Below are 23412 nucleotides of genomic sequence, written 5' to 3' on the forward strand. Positions count from 1 at the left end.
AGCCTTTGGGCTTGCTTGAGCCGTGGTGCTTGGAAACAGGCATGCCCGGTTCTGAGGGGGCCGGGTCGTGGCAACATGACCCGGCTACCCGACCAATGGCGAGGCATCGCCACCCGCTACGAAAAGACCGCCATCATCTACCTGGCCGGACTCCACATCGCAGGCATCTTCCTCTGGTCCGCCCGGTGATCCAAACGAAACTGCCTAGCGCCGCGCGTTCCGCAACGGCATAGAGCGGCACCTCACGCCACGCCGCCACAGGACCGACTGGTTTATGGGAGAGGTCCTCGAAGCGGCTGGGCCGACACCGCTGGGTGGTCGAGCGAACCGTGTCCTGGCTGGCCGGCTGTCGCCGGCTCCACCGACGCGACGAACGCAAGGCCGAACACTTCCTCGCCCTCGTCGGCGGAGCAGCGACCCTGGTTGGCTACCGTCGCCTGAACACCCTGCTCACGGCCTGAGCCGTTCCTGTTGCACGTCGAAACAGACCAGTCCCATGGACTCCGCCACGGCCGCCGCGTAGGCGGAAGCCTCCTCGGCCATGCTCCACCGCATGGGGAAGTAGATCAGCGGACCACTGGCCTCGCCGATCAACGGCCCGGTCGACCAGGGCGAAGGGTCCTCGTCATCCTCGGTGAGGTCGCACCACCGCTCAAGCAGCACGGCGACGTAAGCCGCGATGCGTTCGGACGGAGGCTTTTCCTCCTCGCTGTCGGTGTAGCGGTCGTACAGGTCGCTGAAGACCTGACCGGCGATCTTGTCATCCGCCGGTCTCTCGCCTTCCCGGACAGCAAGGTCGCAGCTCATGACCAGAGGCTCTCATTCCGCTCTGGCCGCCACAAAAGGCGGCCTCTACCTCATTGGGGCCACCCACAGGTCGGCACACCGCTGTCGATCACAAGCTCCAGGTAGGGGCTGTACACCCACCCCTCTTCCGTCCAGTACCAGAGATTGTCGTAGCGGTCATTGATGTACTTGCAATGGATGTTGGTCAGTGTGCCGCCGGCACCGAGACGGTCTCGGATCGGGCACTTCGCGAGGGGGCCGTCGTGTACAGCCGCCCCCGCCTTCATGACCATGGCGAGCTGCCAGTTGGTGCGGAAGGGCTGCCACCCGCAGAAGTCGGCAGCCGATGCCTCGCCCGGTACTGCGACGAGCGTCCCACCCGCAATCAGAACTGCGGCGGCGAAGCTGGGCAGAATACGTCCCAACATCATGCCCCCGTGAATTGTCGATGAGCAGTCAGGTTCGTTTCGGCGAAGGGTAATGGCTTCCACGCCCTGGCAGCAGAGGAAGCACCGCCTCCGCCCTCCGGTCCGACCAGGTGCGTACCCCGAAGCCGTCGCTCTGGCGCACACCGCCGGCTACCGCGCCGTAATCGATCTCACCGGCACCTTCTGTACCGCACCGCAACTACTCACACTCGGGGGGCTCATGGGCTCGGGGAAACCGGTTTGGCGTCGAACCGTGGGGTGGGCTGAGAGGCGGCGGGCTTCGGCGGTGACCTCGGCATCGACCTGGTCCACGGTTCTGTCGCCGTATGCGAGGACGTCGTACTCGTCGTCGAGTTCAGCGAGGCGCCCGGTCAGGGGCAGCTCATGTCCGTGGCGCTGGTGAATCCGGAGGGTGAACTCCCGAGGCGTGAACTCTCCAGAGAGCATGCGGCGTGCGAGGGCTCGGGCGACGGCTTCCTGACCGGCCTGGCTGCCGACCGGATAGAGGGCGAGGCCGAGTTCGTCGAGCGCTACGGGAAGCAGGTCATGGACGTCGTAGTCCGCCTCGGCGCGCGTGCAGGCGGCACTCACCACGTCGCTCGCGCGGAGTTCCCCCATGCTCCAGAGAGAGGCACGGTCCTGTAGAGCGATTGCTGCTGCCCCCGTCGACATCACACGTCCATGATTCCCTTCCCGGTGCGTCCAGGTCGAGCAGTTTTCTCCGAAGGTGCTGTTCAGCCTCCTGCTCCAGCAGAGCTCGCGCGGAGTCCGCGTAACACACCGCGGTCCTCTCGGGCCTGACAGAGGGCTGCGGTGTACTTGGCACCGGTCTCACGCTGGGCTGCACGGGCACGCTGAGAGGTAGTTCCTTATGGCGTGATCGCTCGCTGAACGTTGTCGGACGGACCTCTTTGAGCGCACGTACCCCGTTGCGGGCAGGTCCCTGTCGGCGACGCTTGAATAGTGAGCCGGTTCCGGCGGGTGAAAAGTGACCCCCACTGCGTCAGTTGATGTTGGTCATTCCCCGGAGTTGGCGGCGGGAACCCGTCCGAGGTCGCGGCCGCGCATGCGGTAGCTGTCGCCCTTCAGCGAGATGACCTCGGCATGGTGGACGAGTCGGTCGATCATCGCGGCGGCAACGGTGTCGTCGCCGAAGACCTCGCCCCAGCGTCCGAAGGGCTTGTTGCTGGTCACGATCACGGAGGCGCGTTCGTAGCGGCCCGAGATGAACTGGAAGAAGAGGTTCGCGGCCTCGGGTTCGAAGGGGATGTAACCCACTTCGTCGACCACGATCAGCGGGATTCGTCCCAGCCGGGTCAACTCGTCGCTCAGACGTCCTGCCTGATGGGCTTCGGCGAGGCGGGTGACCCACTGGGCGGCGGTGCCGAAGGCGACTCGATGGCCGGCCTGGCAGGCCCGGATGCCGAGCCCGGTGGCGAGGTGGGTTTTGCCGGTGCCGGGCGGTCCCAGAAAGATCACGTTCTCCTTGCCGGCGACGAAGTCCAGCGTCCCCAGATGGGCGATGACTTCGCGTTTCACGGACCGCTGGTGGTCGAAATCGAAGTCCTCCAGCGACTTGCGGGAGGGGAATCGAGCTGCGCGGATGCGTCCTTCGGCGCCGTGGGAGTCGCGGGCGGCGACCTCCCGCTGCAGGCATGCGGCCAGATACTCCTCGTGGCTCCAGCCCTCGTCGCGGGCCCGCTCGGCGAGCCGGGCTGCCGCATCGCGCAGGGCCGGGGCCTTCAGTGCCTTGGTCAGATAGATCAGTTCGGAGCCGACGTCGCGGCTGGTCCTGGCCTGGTTCGTGCCGTTCTTCGTGCTCATTACGCTGCCCCTTCGCCCGTGCTCAGCCCGCCGTCGATCACGCCGAAGATCCGGTCATAGGTCTCCAGCGACCGCTCCTCGACCTCCGCCATGTCCATCGGCGCCGGCTTCGGGCCGGTGGCCGCCTCGCGGGCGGCGGCGGCAGCGGCCGCGTGGTCCGGGTCGGTGATGGTCTGGTGGCGAGCCCAGCTGCGGGCATGGCGGGCGACCTCGACGCCGTCGCAGGTCACCAGCACCTGGTCCAGGTCGGCGGCGACCTCGACGCGGCGGCCGACGGCCAGCGGATGCACCGAGTAGTCACAGGTGTCCAGACGGACGTAGTGATCCCGAGGCAGCCGCAGGGATGCCTTCCACCAGCCCGGCGGGGCGACCGGCGGCAAGGCCAGCATCCGGGAGCGATCCGCTTCCAGCCGGTCCGCCGGGCGGGCCTGCAAGGTCCGGTGGATGCGCCGGTTCGCCCTGGTCAGCCAGTCGGCGAGCTGAATATTGAAGTCCGCCGGCGAGGTGAACACCCGCCCGGGCAGGAACGATGTCTCGAGATAGCCGTTGGCCCGCTCGACCAGGCCCTTGGCCTCCGGATCACGGGGCTTGCAGAGCAGGAATTTGACGCCCAGTAGCCCCGCGAACGCAGCGAAGTCGTCCGTCAGCCGGGGGCCTCCGGACCGCCAGGAACCGACGGCTCCCTCGTTGTCCCAGACCAGCACCCGCGGGACGGCGCCCAGCTCGGTCAGCAGCCGCCAGTGCCCGGCGATCAGGTCGGCCGCCGACCTGGAGGGCAGCATCCGGGCAGTGATCCACCGTGAGTAGCCCGCGACCATGACCAGCACCGGCGGCCGCCCGACCTGACCGAAGCCGAGCGGGATGTCGGCGGGCGGGAACCACAGGTCGCACTGGCCGATCTCGCCCGGCTCATAGACGGTCCGCGAGGCCGGATCCGCAGGCCGATAGACCGGCCGCAGGTCCCGGACCCGGTCCTTGAGGACGGTCAGACCGCGGTCCCATCCGATCCGCTCCGCGATCACCGTCGCCGGCATCTCCGGCCATTGCTCGAGCAGTTCACGAATCTGCGGCTCGACCGCATCCACGATCGAACCCTTCGGAGCCCGCTGATACTTCGGCGGCGCGTCGTCCGCGATCGCTCTGCGAACGGTGTTCCTGGCGATCCCCAGCTTCCTCGCGATCGCCCGTACCGGCATCTGCTCGGCCCGATGAAGCCGACGGATCTCCGCCCAGTCCTCCACGCTGATCACCACTCCTCCCGGTCTGACTCAACGAGCCAGACCCCCGGAGGGGGTCAACTTTCAAGCGTCGCCGCTGGTCCACTTTTCAGCCGTCGCCGACAGGTCCCCTGCTCGAAACAAGGGACAGACGCGTGGCCACGGCCCCATACGTGGCGAGCCGCGCGGCATACAGAGGGTCCGGATGGTGCATCGACGACTCCTCGGTGCCCAGACCAGGGCTCCGGCGACCTCGCGGAGCTGATCGAGCCCATCCGCCGGAGCTGTCGAGGGAAGTCTCGAGGCATGCCTCCCGCCTACGGCTCCAGCGAGCCGTGGCGGCCTCGGGACTGCTGAGGGAGCAGACCGCCACGGCGGCGAAGCAGCTGACCGAGGCGGCGCCCCACAAGCCGATTCACGCACTTTGGCTGACACCTGACGCCGGCGGTTCTCAGCTCGCCCTCGTCGTCATCGAGTCCAGCCGCGTCTGGATGCGGCGTCACGTCCTACTCATCGAGGTCCCCTGCGCTGAGCTGGACGAAGAGACGTCGGTCGCCGTCGAGCTCCGCTGTCTCCGTACGTATGGAGGCAGCGGAGCCATCAGGCGTTCAGGGGCCGGTCGGTCAGGCCGACGCCAGTCCCGCGCTGTAGCTGGAGAACAGCAGGCGGTACTGCGTTCCGTCCAGGACGTTGGTGGCCGCCTCGATCCAGGAGCGTGCGTAGGCGGTCTTGAACCCGTTGCACTTGCCGGTCGCACGGAAGCAGACCTTCACGTCGGTCATGACGTTGGCCTTGATGTTGATGTCGGCGCAGTACGGACTCGTCGTGGCCCACCCGGTACGCGGCCACTTGTGCAGTTCGCCGTATTCGACCGTCTCGTAGCCGACCGAGTGGTCGTAGCAGGCCTGGGCTCGGGCCGGCGCGGCCGCGGCCGGAACCGTGGCCGCGGCCGTCACACCTCCGGCAGCCAGAGCAGCGGCCATCACAGAATGCATCACACGCGAACGCCGTTCCATTGTTTCCCTTTCTCGTTGTCGGCCGGTGGCCGAACCCGGTGGGATGCGCTGCGGGTTCGGCACTGCAGAGATTGCCGGTCAGGTTGGGCGCGGGCCACAGCATCCGTTCGCTTGGGAGACCGTGGGACGTCCCACCCTTTGACCTGCCGGGATGCCCGGGGCGATGCGGCACGCAGGGGACGGCGGACTGCGTGCGCCCTGGCCGGAAGAGACCGATTCGGCGGGCCGGGCCGAACCGGCGAGTCGAGTGAGGTGTACCGATGGGGAACGACTGCCTAGCGGGGCAACGGACAACTGTGCATGTGAGCAGGGGGCGTCATGCTGCGTTGGAAGGCACTACCGGATTCGCTGGATCCACGAGTGCGGCAACTCGTCGTTCAATTGAGAAGGCTCAAGGACCGAAGTGGACTGAGCCTGGAGTCGCTGGAGACGAAGACCGGCATCAGCCGTTCGTCCTGGGACCGCTATCTCAATGGGAAAACCCTGCCGCCACGTCGCGCGGTGGAGGAATTTGCCCGGGCTTCCGGGGCAGACAGCGTCCGCCTGCTGGTCCTGCACGAGATTGCCGAGGACGCCCGGCAGCGTCACAGCGCTCTGTCTGCGTCGGACAGTGTGACCGACCCGGGGGCCGACGTTCCGGGGGTGGAATCGCCACCGGTGAAGGACGCCCGGCCGCCGTTGGTGCGCAGAGGCGCAGCCCTCGCCGCCGCCGCGTTCACCGCGCTGGCCGGCATGGGCGCAGGGATAGTGATCTCCTCGGCATGGAACGATGACCGCTCCGCCAGTGACCCGGTCAAGGCCACGGTGGCGGCTGCGGGACCCAGCAGCAGTACGACCAGTGCTGCGGCCGGAAGGGAACGATACGTATTTCAGCCCGGCAAGACCTATCCCTGCGAGGTCCGCAGGAGCGAAACGACCGGGAAGGGACTGCACGCCGGTTACAGCGTGACGCGGAGTGCCGTCCTCGCGGGGCCCGGTTGGGACGTGGTGGAGGCCCAGTGCCTGCTGCGCCATCACCACATGGAACCCGGCGTTGTCGACGGAGTGTACGGACAGCAGACCATCGCGGCCGTGATGCGCCTGCAGGAGAAAGCCGGGCTGCCCGCGGACGGCGTCGTCGGACCGCACACCTGGCGGGTGCTGCGCGGATGACCGGCGGTGCACCGGAGTGCGCGGCGCTGGCCGAAGGACTGCGTGCGGTCAGGGCGCGTACCGGGCTCAGCCTTGTGGCGCTGGCCGAGCGCACGGCGTACAGCAAGTCGTCCTGGGAGCGCTATCTCAACGGGAAGAAGCCGGTGCCCCGCCAGGCCGTCGAGGCGCTGTGCGCCACGGCCGGAGAACCTTCCGGGCGGCTCCTCGCCCTGTGGGAGCTGGCGGACGCCGAATGGAGCGGGCGCGCCCGCCTCTCCCGCCCTGCCCCACAGCGCCCCTCCGTCGCCGTGCCGACGGACGCCGAGGACGGGGCTGTCCCGCGACGGGCTCGGCGCGGGCGTTGGCCGGCCGTCGTCGCTGGCGCCGCGGCAGCCCTGGCCGCCGTGACGGCGTTGCTGGCCGTCACGGATTCCGACACCGGAGAACCGACGGGCCTGACGGCGTCCCCCGCGCTCGACCCCGCACCCGCCTGCCACGGGACGACGTGCGACGGCATGGATCCCGGCCGGTCGTTCTGTGGGCTGCCCGGCCGGGCCGACTCCCTGGGACCAGTGCACCGCACCCGTACCGGTACGGGAGTGGAAATCCGGTACAGCAGCGTGTGCGCCGCCGCCTGGGGCAGGATCTGGCATGCGAAGGTCGGCGACGCCCTTGAGCTGTCGGTCGTCGGCGTCCGGCCGCGCAGAGTCGTCATCGACAGCCCCGCGGACACCGGCGTCTACCGCTTCACCGCGATGATCGGCGCCCCGGACCGGGCCGGCCTGCGGCTGTGCTTCACCGCGGCCGGTGAGACCGATCCGGAGTGCTTCCATGCCTGACGGTCCGGCACACGACGAAGGACCACGCCGACTCGAAGTACCTCTCCGTACCGGCGTCACGCGACGCCCGCGGCGCCCGCCGAGTCCGCCCGCCTCCTCGAGCAGCACGACCTCGACCACACTTCCGGTCGGAGCTGTACGCATATCCGACCGCGCGGGGCGACGCGTTGCTCGAGTTGTGCGACGCGCTGCTGGGCACGGACGGTCCGGTGCGGACGCTGGTTGACCTCGCGCTCGGAACCCAAGAGTCGTCACACGGGAAGACCGGTCCCGCGACGGAGGAGACCCCTGCTTCTCACGCCCGTCGGGACCACCCACGGACCGCCCGTCCGGGTCCTCATGCCTCGCCGCTCCACATCGCAGTACCGTCGGCCTGCACATGCAGCGTCGGAGAGTGCTCGCGATAGCCCCACTGTGCCGCGCCGTCCGGCACCACCCAGCCGCGGGCCTGGAAGGCCTGCATCGGCGTCAGTGAGACGGTGCACGCCTCCGGCGGACTCGTTCTGGTTTCCTTGGCGGGCAGGGTGACCCTGCCCGGCCTTCCCCACGGGCCGGGGCAGGTCTGCTCCACCTCGCTCTGGATGTAGGCGAGCTTCACCTCCACGGTGACGGGCCTGCCCGAGGTGTTGGTGAGCTGCACCAGGAAGGATGCCCGCCCGTCCTCGGTGACGAGCGTGCACGGTGTCCACAGCACGGCGCCCGCGCTGCGCACCTTTCCGCACTGGTGGTTTCCCTTGACACCGCCGGACTCGGTCGAGGCCACGGGATCAGGGTTCGCCACCTCCGCCCCCTGCCCACTCGGTGCCGCCGGCCCGTCCAGGGACGTTCCGGCCGTGGACGACTCCGGCTTCCCGCTGTCCAGCCACCCGAACAGCGCGACAGCCACCGCCACCCCTACGGTTGCGCCTGCTCCCGCCCAGAGCCACCCATACGCCGGGCTCCGCCTCCCAGCCGCCCGACGGGGGGCCGCAGGCGGGTCCTCCGTTCCATCCGGTTCGGCGGCTACGGCTCGCTCGGTGGCTCCTTGCGGATCAACAAGGGGTCCGGCCGGTTCGACGAGGTCGGCCGCTGCCACGAGTTCGTCGGACCGCACCGTAACGCTCGTCAGGACCCGGCTCCGCCAGCCCGGCCCGGCCGCTTCCTGGAGACCGCGTGCCAGATCGGCGATCTCCCGGCCGATACTCGGAAGCTGCCGGGCGCTCTCGGGTGCTTCCTTCTTCCTCAAGGCCCGTGCGATGGCCTCGCTGTCCTCCTCGCTGGGCAGCCGGTTGTGCTTGGTGCCCGGCAGCAGCTGATTGCGGCCCCGAAGCCAGTATGACAGCAGCGCCTCGTCGATCTTCTTGCGTGACTGCCAGACGGGTGTCTCCCGCTCCGCCTCCAACGCCTTCACCAGAGCCTTGCGTGTCGGTCTGCCTCTCGTGGTCGGCTCTCCCACGCAGGCGGCCCACGCGTCCAGTGCCTGCACCAGGCGGTGCGACAGGTCGGCGCATAAGTCCCGCTGATTTCCCATCAGTGGCTCCCCTCCTAGGGACATTCCGTTGCGGTGCAACCGAGACGCAGCAGGTTATGGAGGTGCAAGTTGCGCCGCAAATCCCCAGTCGGCTTGCACTGGTGCTCTCTCCGTCCGCCTGCGGGACATTCGGTCCGGCGGTTGGGAACGTCCGGCCGTCGCCCCGTACCCGGGCCCCCGCACCGGGGACCGTCGAGAACAGGAGAACCCCGAAGTGAGCATGTGGAAGTGCCAGCGCTGCAAGGGCAATGGAAAGTGCACGTCCTGCGACGGGTCCGGATCCCGGGGCATGTGGAAGTGCGACAGCTGCCGCGGCAGCGGTGACTGCAAGGCATGCGACGGGCGCGGCTGACGGCACGAACGCCGGGTTGACCCGGCCTAGCTCCGTGGTGTGAGGGCTCCCGTCACGCGGTGAGCACTCACACCACCTCCCGCACCGCGCCCCCTCGACTGGGCGCCGGGCACCGGGCATGCAGGTCACGGGCCCATGACGGTTGGAGCTGACACCGCCTCCCGTAGACGGCTCCCACCGTTCACCCGGTGGGAGCCCATCCTCCCCCCCCAAGGACCGGCACCGGCCCGATCATCCGTCCGCCGCTGCCGGCCAGCCGCATCCGACCCCTGTCATGTGAAAGCGAAGGAGAACAACCCCTGTGAACGAGGCGCCTCGTCCGGAGTCCGAGCGGAGTAACCTCCCCGGCCAGCAGCCCGGCCTCGGCTTCTACATGCCGCCTCCGCCGAGTCACCCTCCCCAGCCTCCGGTGGCGCCCGGGTTCGGGTACGTGCCGCAGCCGGTGCCTGCCGTGCCTGCCAGTGCCTTCCTGGACATGCCACAGCGGGTGAAGGCGGCTCGCATCGTCCTGTTCCTGCTGGCAGGCTTCCTGATCATTGCGGCTCTGGCCGCTCTCGCGGAGGCCGATGCGGCGCAGAACACCTTTGAGCGCTACAGCGAAGTTCCGGGCCTCATGCCCTCCGCCCTTCACGCGGCGCAGCAGAAGGCGGTGGTACAGACGTCGGTCGCGCAGACCGGGATGGCCTGGGGTGCCGTCTACGCTGCCCTGGCGCTCGTGCTCGCGGCACGATTCGGCAAGGGCGGCAACGCCCTGCGCATCGGCACGATCGTCTACGGGGCATGGCTCGGCGTCGTCAGCATCTTCGCTCTCGCCCTTACCGCCGACGTTGCTCCCACCGCCACCGTGATCGGGGACGTCACAGAGCTCGCCGCCGGCATCCTGCTGATCGTCCTCATGGTGCAGAGGGAGGGCATCGACTGGTTCAGCCGGGTCCGCACTTGAGCTGCTCTCCGCTACCCGTTCACGTCCGGGCCGTGCCCGAGTTCGAGCTGTTGATGCGGGGACTCGTGCATGGCGTGGGCCTCGTTGCCCAGTACCAGCCGCCGAGCCGACAGAACCGACGGGCTGGAAGATCCACCCGCTGCTGGGGCGCGACCGCCAGGGCAGTCCAAGTCGACCTCCCGTGCGGGTCGCCGCCTCGCCGTGAGCAATTCGCCAATACCAGACGCAAGGAGGCCAATCGATGTCTACATGGTTGATCATCGAAGAGGAGACGGTCACGGCCGATGGGTCGGCACCGCGTCGACAGGTCAAGGTGGTTCGGCAGGTGACCGGAAAGAAGACCCTTGAGGAGGCGCTCGTCGAGCTGCACAAGGTGGCCAGGGACCATACCCCTGACTCGTTGAGGGGTGTCTCAACGGTGGTGGGACGAGACAGCGACGGCTCGTTCTGGGTGCTACCGAAGAACGGCAAGGGACCTGCCTCCTGCAACCTCCGTCTCATCGAGCAGATACGTCCCTGAACCGTGCTGAGCCTCCAGCGGAGCGGCGAGGTGCCGGTGAGGATGACCTGCACAGGTCCTCGTGGGAGGCGAAGTGGTCGAGGAGACGGCTCTTGGCCAGGCCGGCCTCGGCAGTGACGAAGCCCAAGGCGACGTTCCCGATGCCCTCTGAGCTCCATGATGTGGGCCGCCGCTCCGAGACCGACTCATCCGGCGGCCCTCTCCAGCCTTTCGATCTCCCCCGACGCCGCTGCGGATCCCAGGGTCACGGCCATTCGGTACAGTTCCAGCGCCTCCTCCACCCGCCCCTGACGCTCACGAATCTTCCCCAGCATGACGGGAAGACCGGATGGCGTGACGGCGGACGAAGTGATGTAGTCCTCGAGGACCTGCTCTTGCCGTCCCAGATCGCCGGACCGGGCATACAAGCGTGCCAGGAGGCCTACCGCCCCTCCGTCCTCCCGCTGGATCGCGGCAAGATACATTCTTTCGGCTGATTCTGTTTTCCCCATCTTCTCGTAGAGCTTCGCGAGGGGGACTCGGGCAGTCTCATCTCCTTGCTCCAGGGCCGCAAGGTAGGCCTTCTCCGCCTCTGACCGGTTTCCGCGTTTCTCATGGAACTTGGTCAGGACCACAGCCGCGTTCCGCTCGCCGCTTCGTAAGAACTCCTCGTAGCAGACCCGGGCCTCGTCGAAGCGTTCTTGTTTCTCCAGAACCCTTCCCAGCGAAACAGGAGCATGCTTGTTCCCCATTCCGGCAGCAGCCCGCAGGAGACGTTCGGCCTCAACGAGATTTCCACGTTTGGCCTGCCAGTTTCCATAAGTCATGTACCCCATCGAGGAGCCTCTGGAAATCAAGTGCTTGTAGATCTCCTCAGCTTCTTCCGGGGAGGCTGTCTTGGCACGTGAGAGGAGAACGTCCACGTTCTCGGCAGGCTGGTGTGCCGCACCCTCCTCCCTGAGAGTCTCCGGGGCCGGAGGGGCGGCAAACGGAATGCTCGCACTCGCCGATGTGCCGGTTGCCGTAGGCAGGGCTGTCCGTGTCAGCCTCGGGCCACCGGCATCCGCATCGGAAGCACGCGCCACGGCGACCCACCGGTCGTAGAAGTGCCGGCGAGTGCTCGCCGTATCACGGTGGGCCCGCTCGGCCAGGTACTCCACGACCAGCTCCAGCAGCCCCCAGTCCGGACGCCGCGGCTCGACGAAGAGCTTGTGGATCCGGGTGTGGCTTGATGACGCGATCGCCGTCGCCATCATCCTGCTGCTGGGGTACCCGGCGAGGAGATGCAGCTCATGGAGGTCCATGAGGAGATCGTTCAGGGGTCCGGCAGGCAGCTCGGGGCGAGTGAAGGGTGCCAAATGAATACGCCTCCACGACTCGACCGTAAATATTTGTAACGCACCATCCTGCCGCACATTCTGATGCCGAGTCGGGTGGATCTCTTCGTACAGAGGCGTAACGGACTGTTTGCGCATGTCAGAGCCGCTTTGAAGGCCCGCAGGCTTGGTTGTGCGATCGGGGAGGCCGGTCGCACCGTCGAGCAGCGGAGGTCTGAAAATGGCTACTTGGATGTCGCGAAACGCCGCTCCTTCAGTCCGCGGAGGGGGCCGATTCGCGAAGTACGGACGCATTGTCGGAATGGGCATCCTGAAGGGTGCCTCCACCGCTGCCGGGACGGCGTTGTTCACCGCCGTGATCGTTTGGTGGCAGAGCCGATGACGACGTGAGAGCAAGCGGGGAAGTGCCGGCCGTGCGGCGTGCGGCGACGGAGAGGGCCGGCTGCCTGCCGGCGGCCGGCCCCTTCTCGCCGAACGTGCTCATCGTGTCGTTGGGTTGCGGCACCATCGTGCACCATGGACGAATTCATGGCTGCGTTGGCCGGAGCGGCGATCGGCGGGGGATTCACCTTTGCGGGAGCGCTTGCGCAAGCCCGTAGCGCCCGGGCACAGGCCGACGCCTCGCGCGCGGCAGCCAGGCATCAGGCGGACGTCGCTCACATGCAGTGGGTACGAAGCGGCAGAGGATCTGCTTGCTTCGAGTTCCTGGCGCTGTCACTGGACTTGGCGCCGAGTCGGCGGCCGCGCTCCTCGGTCAGGCCGTGCCGGACGAGGAGTCCTGCGAGGGCTTTCTGCCAGCGGGCGAAGACGGTGGCAGAGGAGGAGCGGGCGAGCTGGGGTGCGTCGTCGTTGGTCTCCACAGCCACCTGCCACGATCGGGCAACCGGCCCTGTACCCGCTACTTACGGGTAGCCGCACCGGAGACGCTGGGTAGTCAAGGCCAGACGGGCGCCTCAACCAGCGGTCGGCGAGCCTTGACGGCCTGCTGTGGTGGTCGCCGCTGTACGCGGCCTCGAGGCCAGAGCTGTGCGCAGCGCTGGGGTGAGGATGTGGCGGGTCTCGGACGGGGTGAGGGCGGCCGGCGTGGGGAGGGGGTTGAGGTAGCGGGTGTAGATGAGACCGCCGAGGATCGTCACCACGGCTGTGGCGCGGGCGGTCGCGTCCCGACCGCCGAGAAATTCAACAAGCCGGGCCAGCAGCTCGCGTTCCAGGTATTCGCGGATCACCTCGGCGGCCTCGTCGCCCTGGGCGGTGAGCTGGAGGAAGTCGGCGTCCTCCCACAGGCCCGTCACCGCGTCGATCAGGCGGTCGGGGAGGGTGGCCGGGTCGCCGCCGAGGACGTCGTCCACCGCCAGCGCATTGGCGCACTGGAACTGCATCACGTCCGCGAAAAGGCCCTTCTTCGAGCCGAAGTGGTAGGCGATCAGCGCCGGGTCGACGCCGGCGACCGCGGCCACCGCGCGCACCGTGGTGCGCCGGTATCCGCGCTCCAGGAACAGGGCACGGGCCGCCGAGACGATCGACTCGCGGATCGGCGGATTGCCGCGGGGGCGGCCTCGGGTGCGGGCGGGGGCAGGGGCGGCGTTATTCATCAGCGTTGAGCCTGCGTTTCGTGATCGGCACAGTCAAGGGCGTTCCGGAAACCACACGAAGGGATGCCCCGACACCATGCGTATCGCAGTCTTCGGCGCCAACGGACCGACCGGGCGCCACCTCACCGACCAGGCCCTCGCCGCCGGCCACGAGGTCGTCGCCGTGACGCGCCGCCCCGGCTCCCTCCCCTCCGAGCGGCCCGGCCTCGCCTTGGCCGTCGCCGATGCCACCGATCCGGCGGCCGTCGATGCCGCGATCGCCGGGACGGACGCCGTCCTGTCCGCGCTGGGCGCGCGCTTCAGCAAGGAGACCATCACCACGTACTCGGCGAGCGCCACGGCCATCACCGGGGCCATGACCCGCCACGGCATCGAGCGGCTCCTCACCATCAGCTCCAGCATCGCCGACCCGAACTGGCGCCCCACCGGCGCGCACTTCTTCAACCACGTGCTCGACCCGCTGGTGAACCGACGCCTTGGCCGCACCCTCCACGAGGACATGCGCCGCATGGAGGCCGTGATCCGTAAGACGGACCTCGATTGGACCCTCGTCCGGCCCTCGGGCCTCTTCGAGCACCCCGTCGTCACGGACTACCACGCCGCCGAGACCAGCGCTGACGGCGTCTTCACCGCCCGGGCCGACCTCGCCGCGAGCATGCTGCGCGAGCTGGAGGAACGGCGGTACGTCCGTACGGCCATGGGCGTCATCACCACGGCTGTGAAGCCGAACATCGCCAAGCTGATCTGGCAAGAGGGCGTGAAGAAGAAGTGAGCCGGGCGACCGCCGAACTCCCGGCAGCCACACGGGCATTCCTCACGAGCCCCCGCACAGCAGCCTTCACCACCCTCCGCCCCGACGGCACCCCGCACGTCACCCCGGTCCGCTTCTCCTTCGACGCGGACACCGGCCTGGTCCGGGTGACCACCCGGGCGGGAGCCCGCAAGGCCTGGAACGTGGTGGCAGGCGGATCGGCGGCCCGTGTCGCGCTCTGCCAGGCAGACGGCTTCCGCTGGGTCACCCTCGAAGGCCGGGCCGCCGTCACCGACGATCCCGCGCGCCTGGCCGAGGCGGTCCGCCGCTACACCGACCGCTACCGCGCGGCCCCGCCCGCCCCGCCGGACCTGGTCGCCATCGAGATCGCCGTCGACCGCGTCCTGAGCCTCAATCTCTGATGAATCCCCCGCACTGAAAGCGAAGTGACCCCGCGATGCCCACCCTCCCCGTCCTCGACTCCACCCTCCACTACCGCGAGTCCGGCGATCCCGACGGGCTGCCGTTCGTCTTCCTCCACGGCAACCCCACCTCCTCCCACCTGTGGCGGAACGTTCTGCCGGTCGTGGCCGCACCCGGCCGCCGCCTTCTGGCCCCCGACCTCATCGGCATGGGCGACTCGGGCAAGCCCGACATCGCCTACTCCTTCGACGACCACGCCCGCTACCTCGACGCCTGGTTCGACGCTCTGGGCCTTACCGAGGCCGTCCTCGTCGGCCACGACTGGGGTGGCGCGCTCGCCTTCGACAGAGCCGCCCGTCTCCCGGGCCGCGTCCGCGGTCTCGCCTTCACCGAGGCGATCATCAAGCCGCTGGTCGGCGACGAGTTTCCAGCCGCAGGGCGGGAGTTGTTCACCCTCCTGCGCACCCCCGGAGTGGGCGAGGAGATGATCCTGGAGAAGTCGCTGTTCATCGAAGGACTCCCGGACACGCTCGCCACCCCGCTCGACCCTGCCGACCTGGAGGTCTACCGTCGCCCCTTCCCCACCCCGCGCAGCCGCCGCCCGGTGCTGGCGTGGACGCGCATGATGCCACTGGACGCCGAGCCCGCCGACGTAGTGGCCCGCGTCGAGCACTACGACGCCTGGCTGGCCGCCAGCCCCGAAGTCCCCAAGCTGCTCGCGGCGTTCGAGCCGGGTCCGGGTGCGATGACCGACGAAGGTGCCGTGGCCTGGTGCGAGGAGCACATCGCGGGTCTGGAAGTCACCCGCCACGGCCCGGCCGGCCACCACTCCCCGGAGGACCGCCCCGAGGAGCTGGCCGCGTCGATCAACGCCTGGGCCGATCGCCACGGGCTGGCACGTCAGTAGGTGTCCTCGACAACGGCGGTGCCGACCGCCCCCCGGGGGGTCGGCTGAGCTGTCACCGACTGGTGTATGCGCCGTGATCGCCGTCACCATCGAACGCCACCGAGAACGGGAACCCTCGGATGTCGGCTCCCGGCCACCGCCCCTTTGACCCGTATCTCGGCGATACTCCTACTTGCCGATCCTCCTGCCGTACGCCGACGCCGGCCCGCTCACGCTGCGCTCCGGGGGTGAGGTGGGCGGTGACGACGCCGGTGCGTTCCTCCTGGAGAACATCAGCAGCGCGGCGGCGACCACCGACAGCCCATCCTCGACACGCTCGCCGTCTGGACCGACGACCCCGGCCCCCTCCACCTCGCCACCCTCACCCCCGGCGAGACACCTTGAGCACCGTCCCGTACTTCCCCGACGCCCTCGACACCGCCCCCGGCCAGTGACCCGAAACCCCCTGCAAGGAGCGACCCGCCCTCTTCGTGGACAGCAGCCGCACCACCCCGTTGAAGGAGCAGACCGAGAAGGCCAGGGCGTACTGCGCACGCTGCCCGGTTCGGGAAGCGTGCGCGGATTACGTCATCGCCAACGATTGCCGGGACAGCATCTGGGGCGGCCTCACCGTCGACGAACGCGACCGGCTGACCAGAGAGCAGACAGATTTGGCCTGATGCGAGGAGCTACGCGCCACGTTCACGCCGGCTGGTGAAGTGCCTCGGCCACGACCTCATCACCGTGTGGCCAAGCAGAGCGGCCAGGATCGCTACAGCCGCGATACGGATGCCATTCCATGTGGCGCCAACAACGGTTCCTTGCGAAGAGGTTTCGGCGCTAAGGCGCTGTGACGTCTCAACGATGGCGATTACTGGAACTAGGGCGCGAAAGAAGAGGCCGCGCAGTCCGGGGCTACGAGCTAGGTTCCCGATGACCCCCAAAAACGCGCCTACTATGGCAGCGGCCAAAGACCAGAAGAGAGCTCTGGACAAGGAGTCATTTTGAGAAGATGCGCTCTGCGCAGTTTTGGTTGCATAGTACGAAGCCACTGCGGTGATTAGGGCTGCTGGGGCAAGAGAGGCGGACTCGAATATTGATTTCCGTGCGACCCCAACGCAAAAGGCTAGAGCTGCCCAGGTCCATCCTGCGGCAAGGATTAGATGCACCACGTGCGCTGGTGAGTTGCTGGTTGTCTCGAATAGGGGGGGCAAGGGCTCCGAGGGTTGCGCCAGCTGCCACAGCAGCCACAACTGCCATGATGGATGAGCGTGAGGGGGGCACGGCGGTGACGCGGTCCTTTCGCTGGCGCGCGGTTGAGGTCTGCGCTGAGTCTATGAGGTGGCTTCCGCGGCGAAGGAAGAACGCGCATTCCAAAGTCATGAACAGCAGGAAGGGTGCCCACCGTGAAATTCATGAAGACGAGGTCAGGGGTGACGGCTGCTCTTCTGGCCGCGTCTGTAGCCCTGTTGGTCAGCCCGTCGGCCGTTGCCGCGCCGGCAGACACTCAGGCCACATCGGTAGTGCTGGGCGCCACAGCCTATACGTGCGAGTTCTCTGGCACCGCAGTCCGAACAAAGGAACCCACACCGGTCCATACGGGACCTTACGGAGATGCTCCTGTCACGACTACGATCCACGCAGACTTCATCGTTCACACCTATTACCGGTGCATCAACAAGTACGGCAACATCTGGTACGAGATCACGGGGAGCATCGACAATGGAATCCCTAATGCCAGATTCATCTACAGCGGATATGTGAAATGAAACTGAGCATCACTCCGTGTCGAAATTCTGAATCGCGCCCGGATCTGAACTGTGCGGCCTGAGTGAATGAGCCTCTTCAGCGCTGCCGCTCCAGGGTGAGAATGGCTTGGCGATTGACGTCGTGCGGTGGGACTGCAGCGGAACCTGCGGAAGATCCGCCAGGACTTCAGGCAGGGCGGTGCGGGGCGGCGGCTGGTTCCCTGTTCCGGTCGCGGCCTCGCGGACTGGGGGCCCGGGCTGGTCACGAGTCGCAGCGGCCGCCCGCTGGCGCCTGCTCGGCAGCCGCCGCCGTGGCTGTGGCGGGGGCGTCGAGCTGGACGAGCTGCGGAGCGGGTCCGCAGCAGCCACCACCGTCGGCCTCAGCGGCCTCAGCGGCGTCGGAGGCGTCGAACAGGCCGGCGCCGCCGCAGACTCCGGTCTCGGGCAGGGTCAGTTCCACGCGGTCGGCCGCGTCGAGGTCACCGGCGATCGCTGCGGCCACGGAGCGGACCTGCTCGTAGCCGGTCATCGCGAGGAAGGTCGGGGCGTGGCCGTAGGACTTCTTTCCGGCCAGGTAGACGCCCTGTTCGGGGTGGGAGAGCTCGCGGTGGCCGTGGGGGTGGACGGTGCCGCAGGAGTGCTGGTTGGGGTCGATCAGCGGGGCCAGAGCGACGGGGTCCTGGAGGCGTTCGCCGAGGGGCGAGGCGCAGCTCGTCGAGGAAGGACAGGTCGGGGCGGAAGCCGGTCAGCACGATCACTTCGTCGACCGGGCCCAGGCGGCGGCCGTCCTCGCCGACCCAGGACCAGGCGGCCGTCGCCTGCCCGTTCGATTGCTTCGGTGCGGAATCCGGTGACCGCGTCGGCGTGGCCGTCGTCGACGGCGGCTTCGCTGCCAGGCCGAGCGCGCCACGGGCGGGGAGCTGGTCGGCTTCGCCGCCGCCGTAGGTGGAGCCGGAGATGTTCCGGCGCAGGATCCACACGCTCTTCGTTCCCGCGCCGTCGCCGGACTTGGCGAGGCCGGCGAGGCAGGCGAGCGCGGTGAAGGCGGAGGCGCCGGAGCCGATGACGGTGGTGCGCTTGCCCGCGTACCGGGCGCGGACAGCGGGGTTCTTGAGGTCCGGGACGCGGTAGGTGATCCGGTCCGCTGCGGCCTTCTCGCCGAGCGCGGCAAGGCCGCCGGCCGGGCTGGGCGTGGTCCAGGTGCCGGAGGCATCGATGGCGGCGCGGGTGAAGAGACGCTCCTCACGGCCGTCGGTGTGGGCGACGTGCACGACGAACGGCTGCTGATCGCGGTCGGCGTCCACGATCCGGTCCCGGCCGGTGCGGGAGACGCCGGTGACGCGCACGCCGATGCGGACGCGGTCGGGGCCGCACGTGCACATCTGCCACGCGAGGACAACACCAACCGGGTCCGGGTCAAGACCAAGGCACCCTGGATCTGGCAGGACAACGCCGTGAGCGGGGGTACGGTCCGCCGGGCGAGCCCGGCGATGATCCACACCTACTTCGAGTACATCACCACCCAGTACCCCGCCCCGACCTCCCACGGAATGCTCCTGATCAGCCTGCACGGCCCCTCCCGGGGCCAGCCGTGGACCACCGCAGCGGCCCGCGGCATGCTGCGCCGGGCCACAGCCCGCGGTCAGATCGGCCGGGTGTTCCCGCACGCCTTCCGGCACAGCTTCGCCACCGCGGTGCTGGACGCCGCACGGGGCAACGCGGTGATCGCGCGGGAGGCTGGCGGCTGGACCTCGGCCGCGACCGTCGAGCAGGTCTACGGCCACGTGGACGTCCACGACCCGGTCTCCACCGCGGCGCTGGAGCAGGTGTGGGGGACACGGCCGTGATCCCGCTGACGCTGCTGCCCGGCCGCACCGACACCACCCGCATCGGCCGTGACCGGCTCGAGCTGCTCACGGCCCTCATCGAGGCCTCCGCATTCGCCCCGCTCTTCCGCGACACGCTGATCTTCACCCCGCCCCAGCACCCGGTCTACGCCTGGCAGTGCGCTGTTGACGGCTGCCTGCGTATCCGCCGGATCAGTCACAACCTGTGCAACACGCACAACCTGGAGTGGAAGCAGGCCGAGCGGACGGGGCAGACCAAGCGCGCCTTCATGGACGCGGCAACCCCTCTGCCCGCCGCGCGGGAAGTGGACTACGGCCGGTGCCTGATCTGTCCCGATCGCCCGGCGATCAGCCCCACCACCCGGCTGTGCCAGCAGCACCAGACCAGGTGGCAGTACGGCGAGGCCGCCGACACGGACCGGAGCCGGTTCGAGTACTGGGCCCGTACACAGCACCCGCTTCCCGGCTACGGCCTGTGCCAGGCGCGGTGCCCGTTTTCGGCCCGCACCTCGCTGGGGCTGTGCCTGCAGCACCTGAACCGATACAGCATCGACAACCGCCCGGGAACAGCCCGGTCGCACCACTCACGCGGCCCTCTCAAGGACGGCCGGCCGCTCCCGGTGACCTACGTCGACGAGAAGGCATTCCGCGCATGGTGCGCCACTGCGGAGCCGGTCACGCAGCCACGGCTGGTCAACCTCCACGCCCTACCCCCGCTGCTGCGGGCCGAGATCCAGTGGGGCCTGCACGCCCATGCCCAGTACGCGCAGCACTCCGAGTGGACCACCAACGGCATCAGCAACCTCGTCAGATACCGCTGGCGAGGCAGCATCACGTCCCTGATGGACCTGCACGACGAAGGCTACAAAGACCTGACGCGCAAGCACATGGACTCAGAGGTCCGCAAGATCATCCGGGAAATCGTCAACGGCCTGCGCTGCGTCTACTACAGCTCCGCGGACACCAAGGACGCCGGCTTCCTGGAGACCGATCACTTCGGACGACGCTTCAAGAGCGCCCAGAGCCACTTCGACATCACCACCGTTCCCCAGCGGTGGCTGCGCGACCTGCTCTGGGACCACCTTGCCCAGTGGCTGCGTTCCCCACAGTGCCCCCGCACCCGGGGCCCCTTCGACCAGATGCGCCGCGCCGCCGTCGAATTGGGCCTCTCCCTCCAAGCCGACGCCCCCGACGCCGGCCACGACCCCACCGTGCTGCGCCGTGAGCACGCCGAGCAGTTCGCCCGCCGACCAGCGCCACCGCGCCCGCCACGGCCTGCCGTCCCTGGGCATGGTCCTGGACGACGGACGATCCCCCACCGTCACCGACCTGAGCTGCCAATTCGTCTTCAACCAATCCCGCAAGCTGCCCTACAGTGCCATCACCGCCGGCCACGCCGAACGCCTCGGCATCGACACCGGCTTCCTGACCGCCATCCCCTTCGGCGGCACCGGCCTCAAACAGCGTTCCCGCAACCCCTTCAGCGACGACGTCGCCCGCGCGCTGATGGACGAGACCAACCTGCGGCGCCTGGAAGAACTCGACCTCAACGACCGTGGCCCGCAGGACATCTGAAAGACCATCGTCGCCACCGGGCGCGCCACTGCAGCGAGGTCGTCGGACTCACCACCCAGACGCCCCTCCTGGCCAACGGCGCCGCCGCGCCAGCAGCCGCCAGGCCGGCTGCCCACCGGGTTGTTAAAGGAGCGGCCGCACCTGCCACCGCCGACCGGGACGGGCCCGCCAGAAGACGAAGCGGGCCCGGGGCCCTCCGCGGACGGGAACGGTGTCAGGAGGGGGACACGGGTTCGGCGTAGGCGGTGAAGAACCGGTTACCGGTGAGCTTGTGGTGCGCGAGCTGCTCACGGACGGCCTGCTCGTCCGCCCAGCGGTCCGGACTGGAGGCGAGCGCGGCCGCGAAGGCTGTCACGGCATCCTTCAGCTTCTCGAACAGCTCAGGCGTGATGACACGCATACCCGGCACCGCGGTGGCCTTGGCGTCGACGGCCCGGCTGGAGTGCAGCATGACGCGCGGTGCAGTGACGGCGATGGCCTGCCGCACGGTGCCGGTGCCGCCCCGCGTCCACGCCCCGGTGATGAGGACCTGATCGGCCGTCCAGTCTTCCAGGCGCCGCCACGGACGCAGCCGCCCGATCAGATAGCGGACCGAGAGCGCGACGACCGCGGTGAAGCCTCTCACGATCAACCCCGTTATAGAACAACGCCGTTCAACCGTCGGACTACTCCGAGGCCGACGCACGCTACCACCAGGTGGTTTCGCACAGTACAAACTGTGCGTGGAGATGGCCGAACGGGTCAGCGCGCGCCGCCCGGCCAACACCTTCTTCCTGTCGCTCAACAGCGCGGTGGTCGCGGTCGTGGTCGCCGTGGGCGGCACTAAGGCCATCGACACCTCGGCGTGGCTGCTGACGGCCAGACTGGTGATGTGCCGCCTGGTTGGTCATGGTCCGTTCGTACTGGCAGCTCAACGCGGCCAAGTTCGAGGTCACCGGCGCCTTCGAGCAGAGGTTGCCGCCGTACGCCTACCCCAGGGCGGAAGGGGCGGCCCTCGGCGAGGGGCGCGAACTGCCGCTGACCCACGTCGAGCAGTGGGTGCCGCTCACTTTCACTTTCGCCCACGTCGTCGCGTTCTGCGGTCTGGTGGTCTGACGTTCAGCCCGACCACTGTGCTGCCCAGCAGGGGCTGCTGCGGCAGCGGGGAAGGGACAGGCGGCGGGGGAGGGGTGGTGACGACCGGCGCCGGCGGAGGGAGCGTGTCCGGGGCAGCCTGCCGCTGCGGCAGAGCCGCCCACGCGCCCACTAACGCGTCTATGCGTTCGCGCACCAGCCTGCGCATGGTCCAGACGTGACGAATCCGCGGGACCGTGACGACGAACCAGTGCAGGCTCGGCCGCCACTGCTGGTCGAAGGTGACGAAGGCCCCAGCACGTATCAACGCACCCTGGATGAACGGCCGTTGGGCTCGCGCCGGGTCATCGTCCGTCTCCGGGTGCGCCGGTACTTCTGCGACCGGTGGAAGTGTTGCCGTACGACCTTCGTCGAGCAGGTTCCGGGCCTGTCCGCGCGCTACCGCCGTTCCAGCACTGGGCTGGCGGGCTGGCTGCGCTCGATCGCGATCGAGCTCGGCGGCCGTCCCGCAGCCCGGTTGTGCCGCCGCTTGCGGCTGACCGCGGGCCGGACGCGGCTGCTCAGGCTACTGACGGCCCCGGCTGTGCCGGACCGTGCCCCACGGGTGCTGGGGGTGGACGAGTTCGCCTTCCGCAAGGGCTGCACCTACGGCACCGTGCTGGTCGACGTCGAGGCCGGCCGGGTCGTGGACGTACTGCCCGACCGCACCTCGGAGACGTTCGCAGCCTGGCTCACCGAGCATCCCGGTGCCGAGATCATCTGCCGGGACCGGGCCAGCGCCTACACCAAGGCGGTCAGGGAAGCCGCCCCTCGTGCCCTGGAAGTCGCTGATCGCTGGCACCTGTTACAGAACCTGTCCGCGGCAGTGGAGAAGACCTGCCACCAGCACCGCGACTGCCTGCGCAAACGCGCCGAGGAGGAGACAGTGACCGAGGGGCCGGAACCGCCTCCGATGCTGATACCGCCCGCGGGACTGCCCCGCACCCAGATCATCGAACGCACCCGCCACCGCTACGAGGACATCCACCGCCTGCTGGAGAAGCACTGGGCCGTCAGCGCCATCGCCCGCCGGCTGAACCTCGACCGCAAGACCGTGCGCCGCTTCCGCGACACCGACCTCGACGAGCTGCTGGCCTCCGCCCGCGAGCGCCGCCCCAACGGCGTCCTGGCCATTCAAGGCGTACCTCAACGCCCGGTTCACCGAAGCCCAAGGCCAGGTCAGCGGCACACGCCTGTTCCTGGAGATCCAGGCTCGCGGCTACCGTGGCAGCCGCCAGGTCGTCCGCAAACACCTCGCCGCCCTCCGCGCGGGCACCGCCGAACCAGTCCGGGCCGACATCCCCAGCCCTCGCAAGATCACCTCGTGGATCATGCGGCCCCGTAACACTCTCACCGAGAGCCAGGACCAACGGCTGCTTCAAGTCCGGCTCGCCTGCCCGGACATCACCCGAGCCTGCGACCTCGCTCGGGCGTTTGCCGATCTCGTCCGTCACCAGCGCGGATACCTGCTGCTGGAGTGGATCCGGCAAGCCGAGCAGGATGCTCCGAAGCCCATGAAGGGCTTCGCTGGCTTCCTCCGCCAGGACCTCGACGCCGTCACCGCCGGCCTCACCCTGCCCTGGAGCTCCGGGGTC

At 68.7% G+C, this 23412-nt stretch carries 25 protein-coding genes and 6 pseudogenes; 17 read left to right on the forward strand and 14 right to left on the reverse strand.

The annotated features are described in order from the left end of the window. Nucleotides 1-189: pseudogene (locus tag ACZ6IM_RS40785) on the forward strand (hypothetical protein); the annotation flags it as partial. A 95-nt stretch (nt 190-284) separates the two neighbouring features. Beyond that, nucleotides 285-461, forward strand: a pseudogene (locus ACZ6IM_RS40790) (IS5/IS1182 family transposase); the annotation flags it as partial. On the opposite strand, the gene ACZ6IM_RS40795 reads toward ACZ6IM_RS40790, so the two are convergent. From ACZ6IM_RS40795 to ACZ6IM_RS40820, 6 genes are all read right to left on the reverse strand, one after another. Further along, nucleotides 451-807: a hypothetical protein gene (locus ACZ6IM_RS40795; protein WP_469564242.1), complete on the reverse strand. Its 357-nt coding sequence runs from the start codon at nt 805-807 to the stop codon at nt 451-453. The pseudogene ACZ6IM_RS40790 and the gene ACZ6IM_RS40795 sit on opposite strands and share 11 nt — an antisense overlap. A gap of 50 nt (nt 808-857) precedes the next feature. Continuing rightward, nucleotides 858-1217, reverse strand: coding sequence for a hypothetical protein (locus ACZ6IM_RS40800; RefSeq protein WP_469564245.1), 360 nt, complete (start codon nt 1215-1217; stop codon nt 858-860). A 147-nt stretch (nt 1218-1364) separates the two neighbouring features. Continuing rightward, nucleotides 1365-1886 carry a hypothetical protein gene (locus ACZ6IM_RS40805; protein WP_469564248.1) on the reverse strand — a complete coding sequence of 174 codons (522 nt, stop codon included), beginning with the start codon at nt 1884-1886 and terminating at the stop codon, nt 1365-1367. 345 nt (nt 1887-2231) lie between these two features. After that, on the reverse strand, nt 2232-3038 hold the full coding sequence (istB, locus tag ACZ6IM_RS40810) for an IS21-like element helper ATPase IstB (RefSeq protein ID WP_193460402.1): 807 nt from the start codon (nt 3036-3038) through the stop codon (nt 2232-2234). Beyond that, on the reverse strand, nt 3038-4288 hold the full coding sequence (istA, locus tag ACZ6IM_RS40815) for an IS21 family transposase (RefSeq protein WP_210984991.1): 1251 nt from the start codon (nt 4286-4288) through the stop codon (nt 3038-3040). The genes istB and istA overlap by 1 nt, the downstream gene beginning before the upstream one ends. Nucleotides 4289-4878: 590 nt before the next feature. Further along, complete coding sequence (locus tag ACZ6IM_RS40820) at nt 4879-5238, reverse strand: hypothetical protein (protein WP_158709866.1); 360 nt, start codon at nt 5236-5238, stop codon at nt 4879-4881. A 351-nt stretch (nt 5239-5589) separates the two neighbouring features. On the opposite strand from ACZ6IM_RS40820, the gene ACZ6IM_RS40825 reads away from it, so the two are divergent. After that, nucleotides 5590-6423: a helix-turn-helix domain-containing protein gene (locus tag ACZ6IM_RS40825; RefSeq protein ID WP_435607385.1), complete on the forward strand. Its 834-nt coding sequence runs from the start codon at nt 5590-5592 to the stop codon at nt 6421-6423. Beyond that, nucleotides 6420-7241, forward strand: coding sequence for a helix-turn-helix domain-containing protein (locus ACZ6IM_RS40830; RefSeq protein ID WP_189285007.1), 822 nt, complete (start codon nt 6420-6422; stop codon nt 7239-7241). Before ACZ6IM_RS40825 ends, ACZ6IM_RS40830 begins: the two co-directional genes overlap by 4 nt. A 337-nt stretch (nt 7242-7578) precedes the next feature. Here ACZ6IM_RS40830 and ACZ6IM_RS40835 read toward each other — a convergent pair whose 3' ends face one another. Then, nucleotides 7579-8751 carry a hypothetical protein gene (locus ACZ6IM_RS40835; protein WP_435607383.1) on the reverse strand — a complete coding sequence of 391 codons (1173 nt, stop codon included), beginning with the start codon at nt 8749-8751 and terminating at the stop codon, nt 7579-7581. A 653-nt stretch (nt 8752-9404) separates the two neighbouring features. Here ACZ6IM_RS40835 and ACZ6IM_RS40840 point away from each other — a divergent pair. After that, on the forward strand, nt 9405-10046 hold the full coding sequence (locus tag ACZ6IM_RS40840) for a hypothetical protein (protein WP_435607382.1): 642 nt from the start codon (nt 9405-9407) through the stop codon (nt 10044-10046). 241 nt (nt 10047-10287) lie between these two features. Next, nucleotides 10288-10566 carry a hypothetical protein gene (locus ACZ6IM_RS40845; protein ID WP_435607380.1) on the forward strand — a complete coding sequence of 93 codons (279 nt, stop codon included), beginning with the start codon at nt 10288-10290 and terminating at the stop codon, nt 10564-10566. Between the two features lie 185 nt (nt 10567-10751). Here the strand turns inward: ACZ6IM_RS40845 and ACZ6IM_RS40850 are convergent, their stop codons facing one another. The 3 genes from ACZ6IM_RS40850 to ACZ6IM_RS40860 form a co-directional block, all read right to left on the reverse strand. Beyond that, nucleotides 10752-11849 (reverse strand): tetratricopeptide repeat protein, encoded by a 1098-nt coding sequence (locus ACZ6IM_RS40850; RefSeq protein ID WP_469564253.1) that lies wholly within the window; start codon nt 11847-11849, stop codon nt 10752-10754. A 689-nt stretch (nt 11850-12538) separates the two neighbouring features. Continuing rightward, nucleotides 12539-12742, reverse strand: a complete 204-nt coding sequence (locus ACZ6IM_RS40855; RefSeq protein ID WP_435607377.1) for a hypothetical protein — start codon at nt 12740-12742, stop codon at nt 12539-12541. 93 nt (nt 12743-12835) lie between these two features. Further along, entirely contained in the window at nt 12836-13474 is a 639-nt protein-coding gene (locus ACZ6IM_RS40860) for a TetR/AcrR family transcriptional regulator (protein WP_469564256.1), read from the reverse strand. Between the two features lie 76 nt (nt 13475-13550). On the opposite strand from ACZ6IM_RS40860, the gene ACZ6IM_RS40865 reads away from it, so the two are divergent. From ACZ6IM_RS40865 to ACZ6IM_RS40880, 4 genes and pseudogenes are all read left to right on the forward strand, one after another. After that, nucleotides 13551-14246 (forward strand): NAD(P)-dependent oxidoreductase, encoded by a 696-nt coding sequence (locus ACZ6IM_RS40865; RefSeq protein ID WP_469564258.1) that lies wholly within the window; start codon nt 13551-13553, stop codon nt 14244-14246. Next, nucleotides 14243-14647 carry a pyridoxamine 5'-phosphate oxidase family protein gene (locus tag ACZ6IM_RS40870; protein ID WP_435607372.1) on the forward strand — a complete coding sequence of 135 codons (405 nt, stop codon included), beginning with the start codon at nt 14243-14245 and terminating at the stop codon, nt 14645-14647. Before ACZ6IM_RS40865 ends, ACZ6IM_RS40870 begins: the two co-directional genes overlap by 4 nt. A gap of 35 nt (nt 14648-14682) precedes the next feature. Continuing rightward, on the forward strand, nt 14683-15555 hold the full coding sequence (locus tag ACZ6IM_RS40875) for a haloalkane dehalogenase (protein WP_399691692.1): 873 nt from the start codon (nt 14683-14685) through the stop codon (nt 15553-15555). Between the two features lie 464 nt (nt 15556-16019). After that, nucleotides 16020-16214 (forward strand): annotated as a pseudogene (locus tag ACZ6IM_RS40880) (WhiB family transcriptional regulator); the annotation flags it as partial. A gap of 9 nt (nt 16215-16223) precedes the next feature. On the opposite strand, the gene ACZ6IM_RS40885 reads toward ACZ6IM_RS40880, so the two are convergent. Next, complete coding sequence (locus ACZ6IM_RS40885; RefSeq protein ID WP_469564262.1) at nt 16224-16706, reverse strand: DUF6518 family protein; 483 nt, start codon at nt 16704-16706, stop codon at nt 16224-16226. Nucleotides 16707-16940: 234 nt separating this feature from the next. On the opposite strand from ACZ6IM_RS40885, the gene ACZ6IM_RS40890 reads away from it, so the two are divergent. Further along, nucleotides 16941-17303, forward strand: a complete 363-nt coding sequence (locus tag ACZ6IM_RS40890) for a hypothetical protein (protein ID WP_469564265.1) — start codon at nt 16941-16943, stop codon at nt 17301-17303. Between the two features lie 241 nt (nt 17304-17544). Here ACZ6IM_RS40890 and ACZ6IM_RS40895 read toward each other — a convergent pair. Beyond that, a pseudogene (locus ACZ6IM_RS40895) lies at nt 17545-18646 on the reverse strand (NAD(P)/FAD-dependent oxidoreductase); the annotation flags it as partial. A gap of 186 nt (nt 18647-18832) precedes the next feature. Here ACZ6IM_RS40895 and ACZ6IM_RS40900 point away from each other — a divergent pair. Continuing rightward, entirely contained in the window at nt 18833-19129 is a 297-nt protein-coding gene (locus ACZ6IM_RS40900; RefSeq protein WP_469564271.1) for a tyrosine-type recombinase/integrase, read from the forward strand. Between the two features lie 893 nt (nt 19130-20022). Here the strand turns inward: ACZ6IM_RS40900 and ACZ6IM_RS40905 are convergent. Further along, nucleotides 20023-20331 carry a hypothetical protein gene (locus ACZ6IM_RS40905; RefSeq protein ID WP_435607368.1) on the reverse strand — a complete coding sequence of 103 codons (309 nt, stop codon included), beginning with the start codon at nt 20329-20331 and terminating at the stop codon, nt 20023-20025. Nucleotides 20332-20350: 19 nt separating this feature from the next. Between ACZ6IM_RS40905 and ACZ6IM_RS40910 the strand changes: the two genes are divergently transcribed. Continuing rightward, on the forward strand, nt 20351-20704 hold the full coding sequence (locus ACZ6IM_RS40910; protein ID WP_435607366.1) for a hypothetical protein: 354 nt from the start codon (nt 20351-20353) through the stop codon (nt 20702-20704). Between the two features lie 214 nt (nt 20705-20918). Here the strand turns inward: ACZ6IM_RS40910 and ACZ6IM_RS40915 are convergent, their stop codons facing one another. Continuing rightward, complete coding sequence (locus tag ACZ6IM_RS40915) at nt 20919-21329, reverse strand: hypothetical protein (RefSeq protein ID WP_435607365.1); 411 nt, start codon at nt 21327-21329, stop codon at nt 20919-20921. Nucleotides 21330-21432: 103 nt separating this feature from the next. Here ACZ6IM_RS40915 and ACZ6IM_RS40920 point away from each other — a divergent pair. From ACZ6IM_RS40920 to ACZ6IM_RS40935, 4 genes and pseudogenes are all read left to right on the forward strand, one after another. Next, nucleotides 21433-21510, forward strand: a pseudogene (locus ACZ6IM_RS40920) (RipA family octameric membrane protein); the annotation flags it as partial. Nucleotides 21511-21592: 82 nt separating this feature from the next. Beyond that, nucleotides 21593-21799, forward strand: a complete 207-nt coding sequence (locus ACZ6IM_RS40925; RefSeq protein ID WP_469564268.1) for a RipA family octameric membrane protein — start codon at nt 21593-21595, stop codon at nt 21797-21799. A gap of 229 nt (nt 21800-22028) precedes the next feature. Continuing rightward, nucleotides 22029-23162, forward strand: a complete 1134-nt coding sequence (locus ACZ6IM_RS40930; protein WP_469564274.1) for an ISL3 family transposase — start codon at nt 22029-22031, stop codon at nt 23160-23162. Next, nucleotides 23149-23412 (forward strand): annotated as a pseudogene (locus ACZ6IM_RS40935) (hypothetical protein); the annotation flags it as partial. The gene ACZ6IM_RS40930 and the pseudogene ACZ6IM_RS40935, both read left to right, overlap by 14 nt.

The organism is Streptomyces sp. NPDC042336, from assembly GCF_055581985.1.

Excerpts from the sequence above, each read along its gene's own strand:
- istB (WP_193460402.1), bottom strand. The coding sequence starts at position 3,038 with ATGAGCACGAAGAACGGCACGAACCAGGCCAGGACCAGCCGCGACGTC.
- ACZ6IM_RS40830 (WP_189285007.1), top strand. The coding sequence starts at position 6,420 with ATGACCGGCGGTGCACCGGAGTGCGCGGCGCTGGCCGAAGGACTGCGT.
- ACZ6IM_RS40865 (WP_469564258.1), top strand. The coding sequence starts at position 13,551 with ATGCGTATCGCAGTCTTCGGCGCCAACGGACCGACCGGGCGCCACCTC.
- ACZ6IM_RS40820 (WP_158709866.1), bottom strand. The coding sequence starts at position 5,238 with ATGGCCGCTGCTCTGGCTGCCGGAGGTGTGACGGCCGCGGCCACGGTT.
- ACZ6IM_RS40900 (WP_469564271.1), top strand. The coding sequence starts at position 18,833 with ATGCTCCTGATCAGCCTGCACGGCCCCTCCCGGGGCCAGCCGTGGACC.
- ACZ6IM_RS40925 (WP_469564268.1), top strand. The coding sequence starts at position 21,593 with ATGGTCCGTTCGTACTGGCAGCTCAACGCGGCCAAGTTCGAGGTCACC.
- ACZ6IM_RS40795 (WP_469564242.1), bottom strand. The coding sequence starts at position 807 with ATGAGCTGCGACCTTGCTGTCCGGGAAGGCGAGAGACCGGCGGATGAC.
- ACZ6IM_RS40805 (WP_469564248.1), bottom strand. The coding sequence starts at position 1,886 with ATGTCGACGGGGGCAGCAGCAATCGCTCTACAGGACCGTGCCTCTCTC.
- ACZ6IM_RS40860 (WP_469564256.1), bottom strand. The coding sequence starts at position 13,474 with ATGAATAACGCCGCCCCTGCCCCCGCCCGCACCCGAGGCCGCCCCCGC.
- ACZ6IM_RS40825 (WP_435607385.1), top strand. The coding sequence starts at position 5,590 with ATGCTGCGTTGGAAGGCACTACCGGATTCGCTGGATCCACGAGTGCGG.
- ACZ6IM_RS40850 (WP_469564253.1), bottom strand. The coding sequence starts at position 11,849 with ATGGACCTCCATGAGCTGCATCTCCTCGCCGGGTACCCCAGCAGCAGG.
- ACZ6IM_RS40835 (WP_435607383.1), bottom strand. The coding sequence starts at position 8,751 with ATGGGAAATCAGCGGGACTTATGCGCCGACCTGTCGCACCGCCTGGTG.
- ACZ6IM_RS40800 (WP_469564245.1), bottom strand. The coding sequence starts at position 1,217 with ATGATGTTGGGACGTATTCTGCCCAGCTTCGCCGCCGCAGTTCTGATT.
- ACZ6IM_RS40845 (WP_435607380.1), top strand. The coding sequence starts at position 10,288 with ATGTCTACATGGTTGATCATCGAAGAGGAGACGGTCACGGCCGATGGG.
- ACZ6IM_RS40875 (WP_399691692.1), top strand. The coding sequence starts at position 14,683 with ATGCCCACCCTCCCCGTCCTCGACTCCACCCTCCACTACCGCGAGTCC.